This is a genomic window from Streptomyces sp. SirexAA-E, assembly GCF_000177195.2.
GTDB classification, from domain to species: Bacteria; Actinomycetota; Actinomycetes; order Streptomycetales; family Streptomycetaceae; genus Streptomyces; species Streptomyces flavovirens.
On the sequence record NC_015953.1, the window covers coordinates 3126788 to 3141530 of the forward strand.

At 66.2% G+C, this 14743-nt stretch carries 10 protein-coding genes and 3 rRNA genes; 2 read left to right on the forward strand and 11 right to left on the reverse strand.

Annotation, left to right across the window (positions count from 1 at the left end; all coding sequences use genetic code 11):
- Positions 1 to 121: 121 nt before the first annotated feature.
- Together SACTE_RS13790 and SACTE_RS13795 are read left to right on the forward strand one after the other, a co-directional pair.
- A complete protein-coding gene (locus tag SACTE_RS13790; protein WP_014046649.1) occupies positions 122 to 898 on the forward strand; it encodes an ECF subfamily RNA polymerase sigma factor, BldN family in 777 nt (258 codons plus the stop codon).
- Positions 899 to 1108: 210 nt separating this feature from the next.
- Positions 1109 to 2308, forward strand: coding sequence for a DUF5667 domain-containing protein (locus tag SACTE_RS13795; RefSeq protein ID WP_014046650.1), 1200 nt, complete (start codon positions 1109 to 1111; stop codon positions 2306 to 2308).
- A gap of 111 nt (positions 2309 to 2419) precedes the next feature.
- Here the strand turns inward: SACTE_RS13795 and SACTE_RS13800 are convergent, their stop codons facing one another.
- The 11 genes from SACTE_RS13800 to SACTE_RS13845 all read right to left on the reverse strand — a co-directional run bounded on the left by SACTE_RS13800 (position 2420) and on the right by SACTE_RS13845 (position 14507).
- Positions 2420 to 3445: a lysophospholipid acyltransferase family protein gene (locus tag SACTE_RS13800; RefSeq protein ID WP_014046651.1), complete on the reverse strand. Its 1026-nt coding sequence runs from the start codon at positions 3443 to 3445 to the stop codon at positions 2420 to 2422.
- A 16-nt stretch (positions 3446 to 3461) separates the two neighbouring features.
- Complete coding sequence (locus SACTE_RS13805) at positions 3462 to 4544, reverse strand: NAD-dependent epimerase/dehydratase family protein (protein ID WP_014046652.1); 1083 nt, start codon at positions 4542 to 4544, stop codon at positions 3462 to 3464.
- 240 nt (positions 4545 to 4784) lie between these two features.
- Positions 4785 to 4883 carry an AURKAIP1/COX24 domain-containing protein gene (locus SACTE_RS33180; RefSeq protein WP_003948845.1) on the reverse strand — a complete coding sequence of 33 codons (99 nt, stop codon included), beginning with the start codon at positions 4881 to 4883 and terminating at the stop codon, positions 4785 to 4787.
- Positions 4884 to 5000: 117 nt separating this feature from the next.
- Complete coding sequence (locus tag SACTE_RS13810; protein ID WP_014046653.1) at positions 5001 to 5213, reverse strand: helix-turn-helix domain-containing protein; 213 nt, start codon at positions 5211 to 5213, stop codon at positions 5001 to 5003.
- A gap of 128 nt (positions 5214 to 5341) precedes the next feature.
- Complete coding sequence (locus tag SACTE_RS13815) at positions 5342 to 6157, reverse strand: phosphatase (RefSeq protein WP_026359169.1); 816 nt, start codon at positions 6155 to 6157, stop codon at positions 5342 to 5344.
- Between the two features lie 76 nt (positions 6158 to 6233).
- A complete protein-coding gene (locus SACTE_RS13820; protein WP_014046655.1) occupies positions 6234 to 7406 on the reverse strand; it encodes an acetoin utilization protein AcuC in 1173 nt (390 codons plus the stop codon).
- Positions 7375 to 8595 carry an MFS transporter gene (locus SACTE_RS13825; protein ID WP_014046656.1) on the reverse strand — a complete coding sequence of 407 codons (1221 nt, stop codon included), beginning with the start codon at positions 8593 to 8595 and terminating at the stop codon, positions 7375 to 7377. The genes SACTE_RS13820 and SACTE_RS13825 overlap by 32 nt, the downstream gene beginning before the upstream one ends.
- Before the next feature lie 42 nt (positions 8596 to 8637).
- Positions 8638 to 9285 (reverse strand): HAD family hydrolase, encoded by a 648-nt coding sequence (locus SACTE_RS13830; protein ID WP_014046657.1) that lies wholly within the window; start codon positions 9283 to 9285, stop codon positions 8638 to 8640.
- A 72-nt stretch (positions 9286 to 9357) separates the two neighbouring features.
- Positions 9358 to 9474, reverse strand: a 5S ribosomal RNA gene (rrf, locus tag SACTE_RS13835).
- 78 nt (positions 9475 to 9552) lie between these two features.
- A 23S ribosomal RNA gene (locus SACTE_RS13840) occupies positions 9553 to 12677 on the reverse strand.
- Positions 12678 to 12981: 304 nt separating this feature from the next.
- A 16S ribosomal RNA gene (locus SACTE_RS13845) occupies positions 12982 to 14507 on the reverse strand.
- Together the 16S, 23S and 5S rRNA genes form the textbook arrangement of a ribosomal RNA operon.
- Positions 14508 to 14743 lie beyond the last annotated feature (236 nt).

Below are 14743 nucleotides of genomic sequence, written 5' to 3' on the forward strand. Positions count from 1 at the left end.
GGGTGTAGCACCGCCTATACGAAGCGTTATTCTCCTCAGACGCATGAAGAGCCCGTCTCTCGCTACCACGGGTGACGGTTTTCGAACTGCACGTGATGGAAGCTCTGCCTCTGGGAGTCCCGTGTACCCACACGTCGGGGTTGACGCCTCGGGCCTGGCTACGCTGCGCGCAACGGTCCTCGACCACCTGCGCGGCTTCGTCCCCACCGCGTACGCCGTCCCCGCATTCGCCACCCCTGCACCTGCCGGCCCCTGCTACGCGCTGGCCGAACGCAGTGCGGCGGTCGGAAGACGCAGCAACCGCGGCGCCACGACCACGTCCACCGTCCGCCGACCGACAGCCGACAGCGACAGCGCGCGCATGATGGACCTCGTCGAGCGCGCCCAGGCCGGTGAGGCCGAGGCCTTCGGCCGGCTGTACGACCAGTACAGCGACACCGTGTACCGGTACATCTACTACCGCGTCGGCGGGAAGGCGACGGCGGAGGACCTCACCAGCGAGACGTTCCTCCGCGCGCTCCGGCGCATCTCCACCTTCACCTGGCAAGGCCGCGACTTCGGCGCCTGGCTGGTCACCATCGCCCGCAACCTGGTCGCCGACCACTTCAAATCCAGTCGTTTCCGGCTGGAAGTGACCACCGGCGAAATGCTCGACGCCAACGAGGTCGCGCGCAGCCCCGAGGACTCCGTCCTGGAGTCCCTCTCCAACGCCGCGCTCCTGCAAGCCGTACGCCGGCTCAACCCGCAGCAGCAGGAGTGCGTCACCCTGAGATTCCTTCAGGGGCTCTCCGTGGCCGAGACCGCCCGAGTCATGGGCAAGAACGAGGGCGCGATCAAAACCTTGCAGTACCGGGCCGTCCGCACACTCGCCCGGCTCCTGCCCGACGACGCGCGCTGACATCACCTTCGGTGACGTGCTCGTGACACACCGCTCGGATCGTCCGCCGTCCGTAACCCAACTGCCGAGCCACTCGTTGTGCCGGATGCAGGCCCCCTGTCGCGGCGTCATGACCGGATCCACACACCCGATCGTGTGGAATCGGTCGCGGCGTGCAACCTTCCGGACGCTCAGGGGAGTCGACCGTCATGACGAGAGGAGGTGCCGCCAGTGATCGCAAACGTTTCGGCACACCGGCGGGCGAACGCCTTCGCCCAGGCCCTGGAAGAACAGCCGCCCCAGGGTGCGGCGGCCGCGCAGCCCGATGAACCGGCCGAACAGGCCGACACCGGACCGCTGTTGGCCCTGGCGAACGGCCTCGGCGAGCTACCGAAGCCGGAATTGGATCCCGAGGTCAAAGTGGTGCAGCGAGCCCAGCTCGTCGCGGCCATGGAGACCATGTTCGCCCAGGGCGGTGCGTCCACGGGCCCTACGGTGCCCGAGCAACGGGGCAAGGGGGCCCACCGGGCCTCCCCGCTCCGGAAGTTGCGCCCACGCTCCCGCTGGGCGAAGGGGCTCACCGCGGGCGGAATCACGGTCGGTGTGGCCGCGGGAGCATTCGGCGGGGTGGCCGCTGCCAGTTCCGACGCCCTGCCCGGTGATTCCCTCTACGGGCTCAAGCGGGGCATGGAAGACATCCACCTGGGCATGGCCGACGGCGACGCCGACCGCGGCGAGGTCTACCTCGACAAGGCCTCGACCCGGCTGAACGAGGCCCGCCGGCTGATGGAGCGCGCCCGCGCCGGGGACCTGGACCACGAGTCGCTCGGGGAGGTCAGGCGCACGCTGGACGGCATGACGCACGACGCCACCGAGGGCCACCGTCTGCTCCGCGCCGCCTACCAGCGCGACGGTTCCATCGCCCCGATCCAGACGCTGGACACCTTCTCCCGCTCGCACCGCGAGAGCTGGAGCGATCTCCGCGACCGGCTGCCCGTCCAGCTCTCCGACGTCGGCGAGAAGGTCAGTTCGGTCTTCGACGCGATGGACGAGGACGTCGCCCCGCTCCAGTCCCTGCTGCCCCGCGCCCCGGGGTCCGACGAGGACGCGGCGCCGTCCGGCTCCACCGGCCGGGACACCGGCCCCTCCGACACCGACCGGCAGGCGCCGTCCACCTCGGCGTCCCCGGACTCCGGCCCGGAGACCAGCGCCGCACCGGAACCGTCCGGGTCCGACTCCAGCGGCCCGGCCGACGGACTGATCGGCGGCGGTACGGACGGTCTGCTGGACGACCTCCCGACGGACGGTGTCCCCCCGTCGGCCCCGGGCGGCGGTGGCGGAGCACCCTCCGCTCCGGACATCACCCTGCCGCCTCTGCTGCCGGGCCTGCTGCCCGGTCTGGGCATCGACGGCGAGAACCTCAAGCCTTAGCGGGCTGTGCCGAGGGAGGGCTGCCCGAGCCGGGCCGCCCTCCCTCGGCATGTCCGGACCACCGGATCGGAAGAGGCCGGATCGGAAGAATCCGGATCAGGAGAGGCCGGATCAGAAGAAGACCGACCGCCGCTGCACCAGCAGCTTGTACAGCGTGTGCTGGATCTGTTCCCGCACCTGGTCGGTCAGGTTGAACATCAGCATCGGGTCCTCCGCCGCCTCCGGCGGGTATCCGTCCGTGGGGATCGGCTCTCCGAACTGGATCGTCCACTTCGTCGGCAGCGGCACCGCACCCAGCGGGCCCAGCCACGGGAACGTCGGAGTGAGCGGGAAGTAGGGGAACCCAAGGATCCGCGCCAGGGTCCGGGAGTTGCCGATCATCGGGTAGATCTCCTCCGCCCCCACGATGGAGCAGGGCACGATCGGCGCTCCGGCCCGCAGCGCGGTCGACACGAAACCGCCCCGTCCGAAGCGCTGGAGCTTGTACCGGTCGCCGAAGGGCTTGCCGAGGCCCTTGAAGCCCTCCGGCATCACGCCGACGACCTCGCCCCGCTCCAGCAGTCGTTCCGCGTCCTCGGCACACGCCAGGGTGTGACCGGCCTTCCGGGCCAGCTCGTTGACCACGGGCAGCATGAAGACCAGGTCCGCGGCGAGCAGTCGCAGGTGCCGTTCGGCCGGGTGGTGGTCGTGGACGGCGACCTGGAGCATCAGCCCGTCCAGCGGCAGTGTCCCCGAGTGGTTGGCGACGACGAGCGCCCCGCCGTCGGACGGGATGTTCTCGATGCCCTTCACCTCGACCCGGAAGTACTTCTCGGCGAGGGGGCGCAGCAGCGACATGAGGACCTGGTCGGTCAGCTCCTCGTCGTAGCCGAACTCGTCGACCTCGTACTCGCCCGTGACGCGTCGCCGCAGGAACGCGAGCCCACCGGCGAGCCGCCGGTCCCAGGCGCCCCGCCCGGAGCCCTCCGGTGGCTCCTGGGGGGCCTGCGGCCCCGCTTCCTGGCTCTCCGGTACCTGGGCGCCCGGCAGGGCGCTCACGGGCGCCGCACCGGCGGCGCCCGGCTGGACCACCCGGCGCCGTCCCGCGCCGGAACGCGAACGGTCGTCGTCGAACGGAAGTACCTTGGCGTCGGCCATCGTGGGTCGCGCTCCTCTACCTGGCGCCGTGAGTCGGACGTGTGGCTACGCTGCCGCCCCGGGCGGCGCCCCCGGCGAGCGGCAGCTCCGCCAGCCGGCCGACGGCTCTGCCCATCCGCTCGGGCGGCAGCAGTCCCGGCCCCCGGCTGCGGGCGAACTCCGTGAAGGTCTCCGCCGTGGTGTACCGCGGGCGGAATCCCAGTGTCTCGCGCATCTGCACGGTCGAGACCACCCTGCCGTGGGTGAGCAGCCGGATCTGCTCCGGCGAGAAGTCGGTCATACCGACCGCGCGGAGGGCCGATCCGACCCAGGTGACGGCGGGGAGCAGCAGCGGCACGGTGGGCCTGCCCAGCCGCCGCGAGCACTGCGACAGCAGGAGCACCCCGTCTCCGGCGATGTTGAAGGTGCCGCTGTTCAGCGTTCCGCGCCGGGGCTCGCGGGCGGCGGTCTCCAGGACGTCGACGACGTCGTCCTCGTGGACGAACTGGAGCCGGGGGTCGTAGCCGAGGACCGTGGGCAGGACGGGCAGCGTCAGGTAGTCGGCGAGCGGTGAGTCCGGCTCGGGCCCCAGGATGTTCGCGAAGCGCAGCACGCAGACGGCCACGTCCGGCCGGCGGCGCGCGAAGCCGCGCACGTACCCCTCGACCTCCACGGCGTCCTTGGCGAAGCCGCCGCTGGGCAGCGACTTGGGCGGGGTCGTCTCGGTGAAGACCGCCGGGTCGCGCGGGGCGGAGCCGTACACGCTCGTGCTGGACTTGACCACGAACCGCTGGACGGTCGGGGACTTCTGGCAGGCGCCGAGCAGCTGCATGGTGCCGATGACGTTGGTCTCCTTGATCGCCGTCCGGCCGCCCGCGCCGAGCGCCTTCCCGGAGACGTCCAGGTGGACGACGGTGTCGACGGAGTGCTCGGCCAGGACGCGTGCGATCGCGGGCTGCCGGATGTCGGCCCGGACGAACACGGCGTCGCCGAGCGGGTGCGGGGGCGGGGCGGCGTCGACGGCGATCACCCGGTCCACCCCGGGATCGCGCTGGAGGCGCTGCACGAAGCGGCCGCCCAGTTGCCGGGCCGCACCTGTGACGAGCACGCTCTTGCCCAAGACCAGCGCCTTCCGTCGGTCCTACGTTCGCCGAGCGGGGTCTTCCCCTGGGCGTCACCGTAGTCGCTGGGTGCTGCGCTGTGACGCCCCCATGGCGGGCTTTACCGAACCGATGGGGGGAAACGGCACCGACGCCGCGGGACGGGCGGCGAAGGCGGGTGCGGCCGACCGGGCCGGGAACGCACCGAGGCCCTCCCGCCGGTACGGCGGGAGGGCCTCGGTCTCACGAACAGCGTTCGCTTACTTCTTGTTGCGACGCTGAACGCGCGTGCGCTTGAGCAGCTTGCGGTGCTTCTTCTTGGCCATCCGCTTGCGCCGCTTCTTGATAACAGAGCCCACGACTACCCTCGCTTGTCTTCTTCACTGGTGCGGGGCGTCTGGGCCCACACGACCTACGTCGGCCTAGCCTACCCGCCACCGGGTGAGGGACGTAATCGGAGGGCGATCCCAGGCCCCTCAGGCCGATTCCACCCCCACGAAGGACTCACGGAGATACTCGTGAACCGCTTGCTCCGGGACCCGGAAGGACCTTCCCACCCTGATCGCCGGCAGATGACCGCTGTGCACCAAGCGGTACACGGTCATCTTCGACACCCTCATGACCGAGGCGACTTCCGCCACGGTGAGAAACTTGACCTCGTTGAGAGGCCTCTCGCTGCCAGCAGCCATGACCCACCTGTACCTTCCGCACGAGACGCGCACCGGCTTCCCCTCCGGTGACTCTTCGTCGTTGTGCGCTCACTGCCCAGGTTAGGGGCGGGTGATGCGAGTGGGGAAGAGGTGAGACGATCGGTCGCCTACCGTGACAGACACGCCCGATTGAGTACATAGCGAGCCAGCGGCCGGTAGTGCTCGGCCGGTACCCCGTCGTCCAGCGGGACGGCGACGGACACCCTCCCCTCGGCCTCGCCGACGAACAGCGCGGGGTCGTCCGTGTCCGCCAGTCCGATGGCCTCGATACCCAGCTGACCTGCCCCGCAGACCCACCCGTGGTCTCCGACGACCAGCTCGGGCAGCGCCTCACCGGCACGGGCCGCCTCGCCCAGCACGGCCCGGACGGGCAGCGGCGAATGCGTGTGCACGCCGGTCGCACTCTCCGGTGACCGCGCGCCCGGTTCGCGCACCAGCGCGACACCTTCTACGTAATCAAGGGTGTATGCACGTACGCCGAATCGCCCCGCCATGTCGACACACCGGCCCCGCGCGGGGGTCAGCACCGCGCACCCGGCCGCCGACAGGGCGTCCGCCAGCACGGCGTAGAACCCGAGCAGCCGGTGCGGATGGCCGGTGCCGAACAGCACGGGGGCCCGCCGCGCCGCCGCTCCCGCGAGCCGGTCCGCGAACGCCTCCAGAGCGGCCAGGGTCCGCTCCGGATCGATCACGTCGGGGCCCGACACCTCGCCGGGATCGTCCGAGACCCCGCACCGGTCGGCCATCAGCCGCAGCACATCCCCCTCGCTCCAGGCCCGTTCGGGATCGAGGCCCAGCAACACGCGGGGGTCCCTCGCGGCGAAGAGCCGGTAACTCCGCAGACCGGCCTCCCGGGTGGTCGCGACGGGCCCGGCCAGCCGGGCCGCCAGCAGATGCGCGCGCAGCGCTCCGGTGCTCAACACCCTGACGATGCTGCCCCACCGGGCCTCTCCCCGGGTCAAAACCCCTACAGTGCCCCACCGTCGGCGTAACCGTGCCTCACGGCAGCAGACCCCGCAGCGGGAACGCCGCCCGCCGGGTCGCCCGGATCGCCTGGTCCAGCCGGTCCGCCGGGTCGTACCCCTCCTCCCACGACCGCCACTCGGGCGTCCGCCCGTCCGTCATCCGGCCCGGCCCCAACTGCCGTGTACGGGCGTAGACCTCGTCCCGCCACGACGACGGGATCACCGACTCCGGGTCCACCGGGGCGTGCGCGGCGATGCCCACGAGGTGGGTCCAGGACCGCGGTACGACGTCCACCACCGCGTATCCGCCGCCACCGAGCGCGACCCAGCGCCCGTCCTCCGCGTGGGCGTGGGCCAGGTCGTGACAGGCGGTCATGATGGCCCGCTGGGCGTCCAGGGACACCGCGAGGTGGGCCAGCGGGTCCTCGAAGTGGGTGTCGGCCCCGTGCTGGGTCACCAGCACCTGCGGCCGGAAGTCCGCCAGCAGCTCCGGCACCACCGCGTGGAAGGCCCGCAGCCACCCCGCGTCGCCCGTGCCCGCCGGCAGCGCCACGTTGACGGCGCCGCCCTCCCCCGCCCCCGAACCGGTCTCCTCCGGCCAGCCCGTGTGCGGGAAGAGGGTACGCGGGTGCTCGTGCAGCGACACGGTCAGCACCCGGGGGTCCTCCCAGAACGCCGCCTGGACGCCGTCCCCGTGGTGGACGTCCACGTCGACGTACGCCACCCGCTCCGCGCCCAGCTCCAGCAGCCGCGCGATGGCGAGCGCCGGGTCGTTGTAGACGCAGAAACCCGCGGCCGCCCCGGGCATCGCGTGGTGCAGGCCGCCGGTGAAGTTCACGGCGTGCTCGCTCTCCCCACGCCAGACGGCCTCCGCCGCCCCCACCGAGAGGCCCGCGATGAGCGAGGACACCTCGTGCATGCCGGCGAACGCGGGATCGTCGACGGTCCCGAGCCCGTACGCCTGGTCGGCGGCCTTCGGGTCGACGGACGCGGTACGCACCGCCTCCACGTAGTCCTCGCGGTGCACCAGCCGCAGGGTGGACTCCCCCGCCGCCCTGGCCGACCGCACGTCCACCGCCGCGTCGAGCCCGTACGCCCGGACCAGCCCCATCGTCAGGGCGAGCCGGACCGGGTCCATGGGGTGGCCGTCCCCGAAGTCGTATCCCGTTACCACGTCATCCCACATCAGCCGCGCGCGCCCGCTCATGCCCGCCACCGTATCGGGCGGGGTCCGCCCCGAACGATCTGGCGTACACGAGCGTCGCGAGAACGAGCACCATCGGGACCAGCATCGCGCCCCGATAACTCCAGGCGTCGCCGAGGGCCCCCACGAGCGGCGATCCGACCAGGAACCCGACGTAGTTGAAGACGTTCAGCCGGGCGACGGCCACATCGCTCGCCCCCGGGAACATCCGGCCGGCCGCGGCGAAGGTCTGCGGCACGATCACGCACAGCCCGAGCCCCAGCAGGGTGAACCCGAGCATCCCCCACCACGCCCCGGGCGCCACCGCCACCACCGCGAAGCCCACGGCCGCCAGCACACTCCCGGCCCGCACCACTCCCACCGCCCCGAACCGCCGCACCCCCAGGTCCCCGACGGCCCGCCCGAGGAGCGTGGTCACCATGTAGACGTTGTACGGGACGGTCGCCAGCTGCTCCGAACTGCCCAGCACGTCCTGGAGGTACTTCGCGCTCCAGTTGGAGACGGTGGAGTCCCCGATGTACGCGAACGACATCACCAGGCACAGGGGCAGCAGCAGCCGGAACGGCACCGACGGCCCCTTCCCCGGGGCCGCACCGCCGGGTCCCGCCCCGGCAGCCACGCCCCGGGGCACGTCACCCTCCGCGTACCAGCGGCTCCCGACGAGCACCGCGGGCAGCAGGACGGCCACCGCCGGCAGATAGGAGACGAGCAGCGACAGGTCCCAGTGGGCACCGGCCCAGGCCATCGACGCACCGGCGATGCCACCGAGGCTGTACGCGGCGTGGAACCCGAGCATGATGCTGCGCCCGTAGGCCCGTTGCAGGCTGACGCCCATCATGTTCATGGAGGCGTCCAGGGCCCCCACGGCCAGCCCGAAGACACCGAGCGCGAGCGCGGCCTGCCACACCTCGCCGCCGGCGCCCACCCCGAGCAGGGCCAGCATCACGACGGGCTGCGCCCACCGCAGCACCACACCGGGGCGCACCCGCGCGACCACCTTCTCGGTGGCCACACTGGCGACCCCCGCCAGCACGGGCACGGCGGCCAGGAAGGCGGGCAGCAGCCCGTCGGATATCCCGTACCGGTCCTGGATGGCGGGGATGCGCGTCACGAGCAGGGCGAAGGTCACCCCTTGCACCAGGAAGCCGAAGGCCAGCGAAGCCCTGCCGTACCGCAGCCGCGCAGTTGTCATGGCCGCGAGCGTAGAGCCAGGGACTACCGCTGGGTAGGCCGATCAGGCAAGCAGTTCCGGGAGCTGGGCCATGTCCGAGAAGTGCCCGGTGACACCGACGAGCCGGTCGACCGGCATCATCGAGGTGAAGCCGTACACGTCCATCCCCGCGGCGCGGGCCGCCTCGACGCCGAGCGGGCTGTCCTCGATCACGACGCACCGCTCGGGGCTGACGCCCATCCGTTCGGCGGCGTGGAGGAACAGGTCGGGGGCGGGCTTCCCTCTCCCGACGTCCTGCGAGCTGAAGATCCACTCGTCCTCGAACCACTGGTCGAGCCCGGTCCGCCGGTGCCCGGCCGCGATCTTCTGGTGGCTCCCGGAAGAGGCCACGCAGTAGGCGACTCCGTCCGCGACGAGCTTGCCGAGGAGGTCCTCGACCCCGTCGACGGCGACGAGGTTCTCCTGCTGGAACGCGGCGACGGTGCGGGCGAGAAGCTGCTCGTCGAAGTCGTCGGGGAGCTTCTGGCCGGTCCGCTCCTCCACCAGGTCGTGCACGCGGTGGACGGCGGCCCCCATGTAGTCGCGGATGGAGTCCTCGTACGAGGTGGCGTGGCCGAGCTCGGTGAGGTAGCCGGCGAGGACGGTGTTGGAGATCGGCTCACTGTCGACGAGCACACCGTCGTTGTCGAAGATGACCAGTTCGTAGCGCATGCTCCGACACTAGACGCTCAGAACGCAGAAAAGCCCCGTGCCACAAGGGCACGGGGCTTTCCCGGAATAATAGTTCGGCGGCGTCCTACTCTCCCACAGGGTCCCCCCTGCAGTACCATCGGCGCTGAAAGGCTTAGCTTCCGGGTTCGGAATGTAACCGGGCGTTTCCCTAACGCAATGACCACCGAAACACTATGAAATTAACCAACACCGGAGAAAACACGGCAGTTCGTTATTTCAGAACCAACACAGTGGACGCGAGCAACTGAGGACAAGCCCTCGGCCTATTAGTACCAGTCAGCTCCACCCGTTACCGGGCTTCCACATCTGGCCTATCAACCCAGTCGTCTACTGGGAGCCTTAACCACTCAAGGTGGTGGGAATACTCATCTCGAAGCAGGCTTCCCGCTTAGATGCTTTCAGCGGTTATCCTTTCCGAACGTAGCCAACCAGCCATGCCCTTGGCAGGACAACTGGCACACCAGAGGTTCGTCCGTCCCGGTCCTCTCGTACTAGGGACAGCCCTTCTCAATATTCCTACGCGCACAGCGGATAGGGACCGAACTGTCTCACGACGTTCTAAACCCAGCTCGCGTACCGCTTTAATGGGCGAACAGCCCAACCCTTGGGACCGACTCCAGCCCCAGGATGCGACGAGCCGACATCGAGGTGCCAAACCATCCCGTCGATATGGACTCTTGGGGAAGATCAGCCTGTTATCCCCGGGGTACCTTTTATCCGTTGAGCGACAGCGCTTCCACAAGCCACTGCCGGATCACTAGTCCCGACTTTCGTCCCTGCTCGACCCGTCGGTCTCACAGTCAAGCTCCCTTGTGCACTTACACTCAACACCTGATTGCCAACCAGGCTGAGGGAACCTTTGGGCGCCTCCGTTACTCTTTAGGAGGCAACCGCCCCAGTTAAACTACCCATCAGACACTGTCCCTGATCCGGATCACGGACCCAGGTTAGACATCCAGCACGACCAGAGTGGTATTTCAACGGCGACTCCACAACCACTGGCGTGGCTGCTTCAAAGTCTCCCACCTATCCTACACAAGCCGAACCGAACACCAATATCAAACTATAGTAAAGGTCCCGGGGTCTTTCCGTCCTGCTGCGCGAAACGAGCATCTTTACTCGTAGTGCAATTTCACCGGGCCTATGGTTGAGACAGTCGAGAAGTCGTTACGCCATTCGTGCAGGTCGGAACTTACCCGACAAGGAATTTCGCTACCTTAGGATGGTTATAGTTACCACCGCCGTTTACTGGCGCTTAAGTTCTCAGCTTCGCACACCCGAAAGTGTACTAACCGGTCCCCTTAACGTTCCAGCACCGGGCAGGCGTCAGTCCGTATACATCGCCTTACGGCTTCGCACGGACCTGTGTTTTTAGTAAACAGTCGCTTCTCGCTGGTCTCTGCGGCCACCCCCAGCTCAGGAAGCAAGTCCCCTCACCAGTGATGGCCCCCCTTCTCCCGAAGTTACGGGGGCATTTTGCCGAGTTCCTTAACCATAGTTCACCCGAACGCCTCGGTATTCTCTACCTGACTACCTGAGTCGGTTTAGGGTACGGGCCGCCATGAAACTCGCTAGAGGCTTTTCTCGACAGCATAGGATCATCCACTTCACCACAATCGGCTCGGCATCAGGTCTCAGACTATATGCACGACGGATTTGCCTACCGTGCGTCCTACACCCTTACCCCGGGACAACCACCGCCCGGGCTGGACTACCTTCCTGCGTCACCCCATCGCTTACCTACTACAAGTCTGGTTCATCGGCTCCACCACTACCCTCAACTCCGAAGAGATCGGGCCGGCTTCACGGACTTAGCATCGCCTGATTCAGTACTGGGCGTTTCAAAGCGGGTACCGGAATATCAACCGGTTGTCCATCGACTACGCCTGTCGGCCTCGCCTTAGGTCCCGACTTACCCTGGGCAGATCAGCTTGACCCAGGAACCCTTAGTCAATCGGCGCACACGTTTCTCACGTGTGTATCGCTACTCATGCCTGCATTCTCACTCGTGAACCGTCCACAACTCGCTTCCGCGGCTGCTTCACCCGGCACACGACGCTCCCCTACCCATCCATACTCCCGTTGAGGATATGTGTATGAATGACACGACTTCGGCGGTACGCTTGAGCCCCGCTACATTGTCGGCGCGGAATCACTTGACCAGTGAGCTATTACGCACTCTTTCAAGGGTGGCTGCTTCTAAGCCAACCTCCTGGTTGTCTCTGCGACTCCACATCCTTTCCCACTTAGCGTACGCTTAGGGGCCTTAGTCGATGCTCTGGGCTGTTTCCCTCTCGACCATGGAGCTTATCCCCCACAGTCTCACTGCCGCGCTCTCACTTACCGGCATTCGGAGTTTGGCTAAGGTCAGTAACCCGGTAGGGCCCATCGCCTATCCAGTGCTCTACCTCCGGCAAGAAACACACGACGCTGCACCTAAATGCATTTCGGGGAGAACCAGCTATCACGGAGTTTGATTGGCCTTTCACCCCTAACCACAGGTCATCCCCCAGGTTTTCAACCCTGGTGGGTTCGGTCCTCCACGAAGTCTTACCTCCGCTTCAACCTGCCCATGGCTAGATCACTCCGCTTCGGGTCTAGAGCGTGCAACTCAAACGCCCTATTCGGACTCGCTTTCGCTACGGCTTCCCCACACGGGTTAACCTCGCTACACACCGCTAACTCGCAGGCTCATTCTTCAAAAGGCACGCAGTCACGACGCACCGAGCAAGCTCGATGCGCGACGCTCCCACGGCTTGTAGGCACACGGTTTCAGGTACTATTTCACTCCGCTCCCGCGGTACTTTTCACCATTCCCTCACGGTACTATCCGCTATCGGTCACCAGGGAATATTTAGGCTTAGCGGGTGGTCCCGCCAGATTCACACGGGATTTCTCGGGCCCCGTGCTACTTGGGTGTCTCTCAAACGAGCCGTTAATGTTTCAGCTACGGGGGTCTTACCCTCTACGCCGGACCTTTCGCATGTCCTTCGCCTACATCAACGGTTTCTGACTCGCCTCACAGCCGGCAGACTGTGAAAAAGAGATCCCACAACCCCGCATGCGCAACCCCTGCCGGGTATCACACGCATACGGTTTGGCCTCATCCAGTTTCGCTCGCCACTACTCCCGGAATCACGGTTGTTTTCTCTTCCTGAGGGTACTGAGATGTTTCACTTCCCCTCGTTCCCTCCACACTGCCTATGTGTTCAGCAGCGGGTGACAGCCCATGACGACTGCCGGGTTTCCCCATTCGGAAACCCCCGGATCAAAGCTTGGTTGACAGCTCCCCGGGGACTATCGTGGCCTCCCACGTCCTTCATCGGTTCCTGGTGCCAAGGCATCCACCGTGCGCCCTTAAAAACTTGGCCACAGATGCTCGCGTCCACTGTGCAGTTCTCAAACAACGACCAGCCACCCATCACCCCGTTCTGACGAACGAGTGCACTGGGGCCGGCAACCAAAGGGACAGACTCAAACGAGCCCGTACCTTCAGATACCCAACAGCGTGCCCGACCCGACCGATCCATCACCACGTTCCACGCCGAAGCAGTACTAGTAGCAACCAACCTGTCGTGCCGAATAGTCAACGTTCCACCCATGAGCAACCAGCACCGAACATTCGCCGGTGTACTGGCCTCTGACCCAGCGAACCGGGTAAGAAGTGCTCCTTAGAAAGGAGGTGATCCAGCCGCACCTTCCGGTACGGCTACCTTGTTACGACTTCGTCCCAATCGCCAGTCCCACCTTCGACAGCTCCCTCCCACAAGGGGTTGGGCCACCGGCTTCGGGTGTTACCGACTTTCGTGACGTGACGGGCGGTGTGTACAAGGCCCGGGAACGTATTCACCGCAGCAATGCTGATCTGCGATTACTAGCAACTCCGACTTCATGGGGTCGAGTTGCAGACCCCAATCCGAACTGAGACCGGCTTTTTGAGATTCGCTCCGCCTCACGACTTCGCAGCTCATTGTACCGGCCATTGTAGCACGTGTGCAGCCCAAGACATAAGGGGCATGATGACTTGACGTCGTCCCCACCTTCCTCCGAGTTGACCCCGGCAGTCTCCTGTGAGTCCCCATCACCCCGAAGGGCATGCTGGCAACACAGAACAAGGGTTGCGCTCGTTGCGGGACTTAACCCAACATCTCACGACACGAGCTGACGACAGCCATGCACCACCTGTATACCGACCACAAGGGGGGCACCATCTCTGATGCTTTCCGGTATATGTCAAGCCTTGGTAAGGTTCTTCGCGTTGCGTCGAATTAAGCCACATGCTCCGCTGCTTGTGCGGGCCCCCGTCAATTCCTTTGAGTTTTAGCCTTGCGGCCGTACTCCCCAGGCGGGGAACTTAATGCGTTAGCTGCGGCACCGACGACGTGGAATGTCGCCAACACCTAGTTCCCAACGTTTACGGCGTGGACTACCAGGGTATCTAATCCTGTTCGCTCCCCACGCTTTCGCTCCTCAGCGTCAGTAATGGCCCAGAGATCCGCCTTCGCCACCGGTGTTCCTCCTGATATCTGCGCATTTCACCGCTACACCAGGAATTCCGATCTCCCCTACCACACTCTAGCTAGCCCGTATCGAATGCAGACCCGGGGTTAAGCCCCGGGCTTTCACATCCGACGTGACAAGCCGCCTACGAGCTCTTTACGCCCAATAATTCCGGACAACGCTTGCGCCCTACGTATTACCGCGGCTGCTGGCACGTAGTTAGCCGGCGCTTCTTCTGCAGGTACCGTCACTTTCGCTTCTTCCCTGCTGAAAGAGGTTTACAACCCGAAGGCCGTCATCCCTCACGCGGCGTCGCTGCATCAGGCTTTCGCCCATTGTGCAATATTCCCCACTGCTGCCTCCCGTAGGAGTCTGGGCCGTGTCTCAGTCCCAGTGTGGCCGGTCGCCCTCTCAGGCCGGCTACCCGTCGTCGCCTTGGTAGGCCATCACCCCACCAACAAGCTGATAGGCCGCGGGCTCATCCTTCACCGCCGGAGCTTTTAACCCCGTCCCATGCGGGACAGAGTGTTATCCGGTATTAGACCCCGTTTCCAGGGCTTGTCCCAGAGTGAAGGGCAGATTGCCCACGTGTTACTCACCCGTTCGCCACTAATCCACCCCGAAAGGCTTCATCGTTCGACTTGCATGTGTTAAGCACGCCGCCAGCGTTCGTCCTGAGCCAGGATCAAACTCTCCGTGAATGTTTTCCCGTAATCGGGATGAACACCACGAGAGCGGAACGACCAGGTCGGAATAAGACCGGTCGTTCACAGCGTCCTCGCTGTGTTTCGCCTACCAGCACCCAAGGGCCTGGCAGGTCTTTTCAAAGGAACCACCAACCTGCCGAAGCAGGCCGGGGTATCAACATATCTGGCGTTGACTTTTGGCACGCTGTTGAGTTCTCAAGGAACGGACGCTTCCTTCGGTCCCGTTTCAC

Coding starts and splice junctions, on each gene's coding strand:
- SACTE_RS13800 (WP_014046651.1), bottom strand. CDS start 3,445: ATGGCCGACGCCAAGGTACTTCCGTTCGACGACGACCGTTCGCGTTCC.
- SACTE_RS13810 (WP_014046653.1), bottom strand. CDS start 5,213: ATGGCTGCTGGCAGCGAGAGGCCTCTCAACGAGGTCAAGTTTCTCACC.
- SACTE_RS13820 (WP_014046655.1), bottom strand. CDS start 7,406: ATGAGCGGGCGCGCGCGGCTGATGTGGGATGACGTGGTAACGGGATAC.
- SACTE_RS13825 (WP_014046656.1), bottom strand. CDS start 8,595: ATGACAACTGCGCGGCTGCGGTACGGCAGGGCTTCGCTGGCCTTCGGC.
- SACTE_RS13830 (WP_014046657.1), bottom strand. CDS start 9,285: ATGCGCTACGAACTGGTCATCTTCGACAACGACGGTGTGCTCGTCGAC.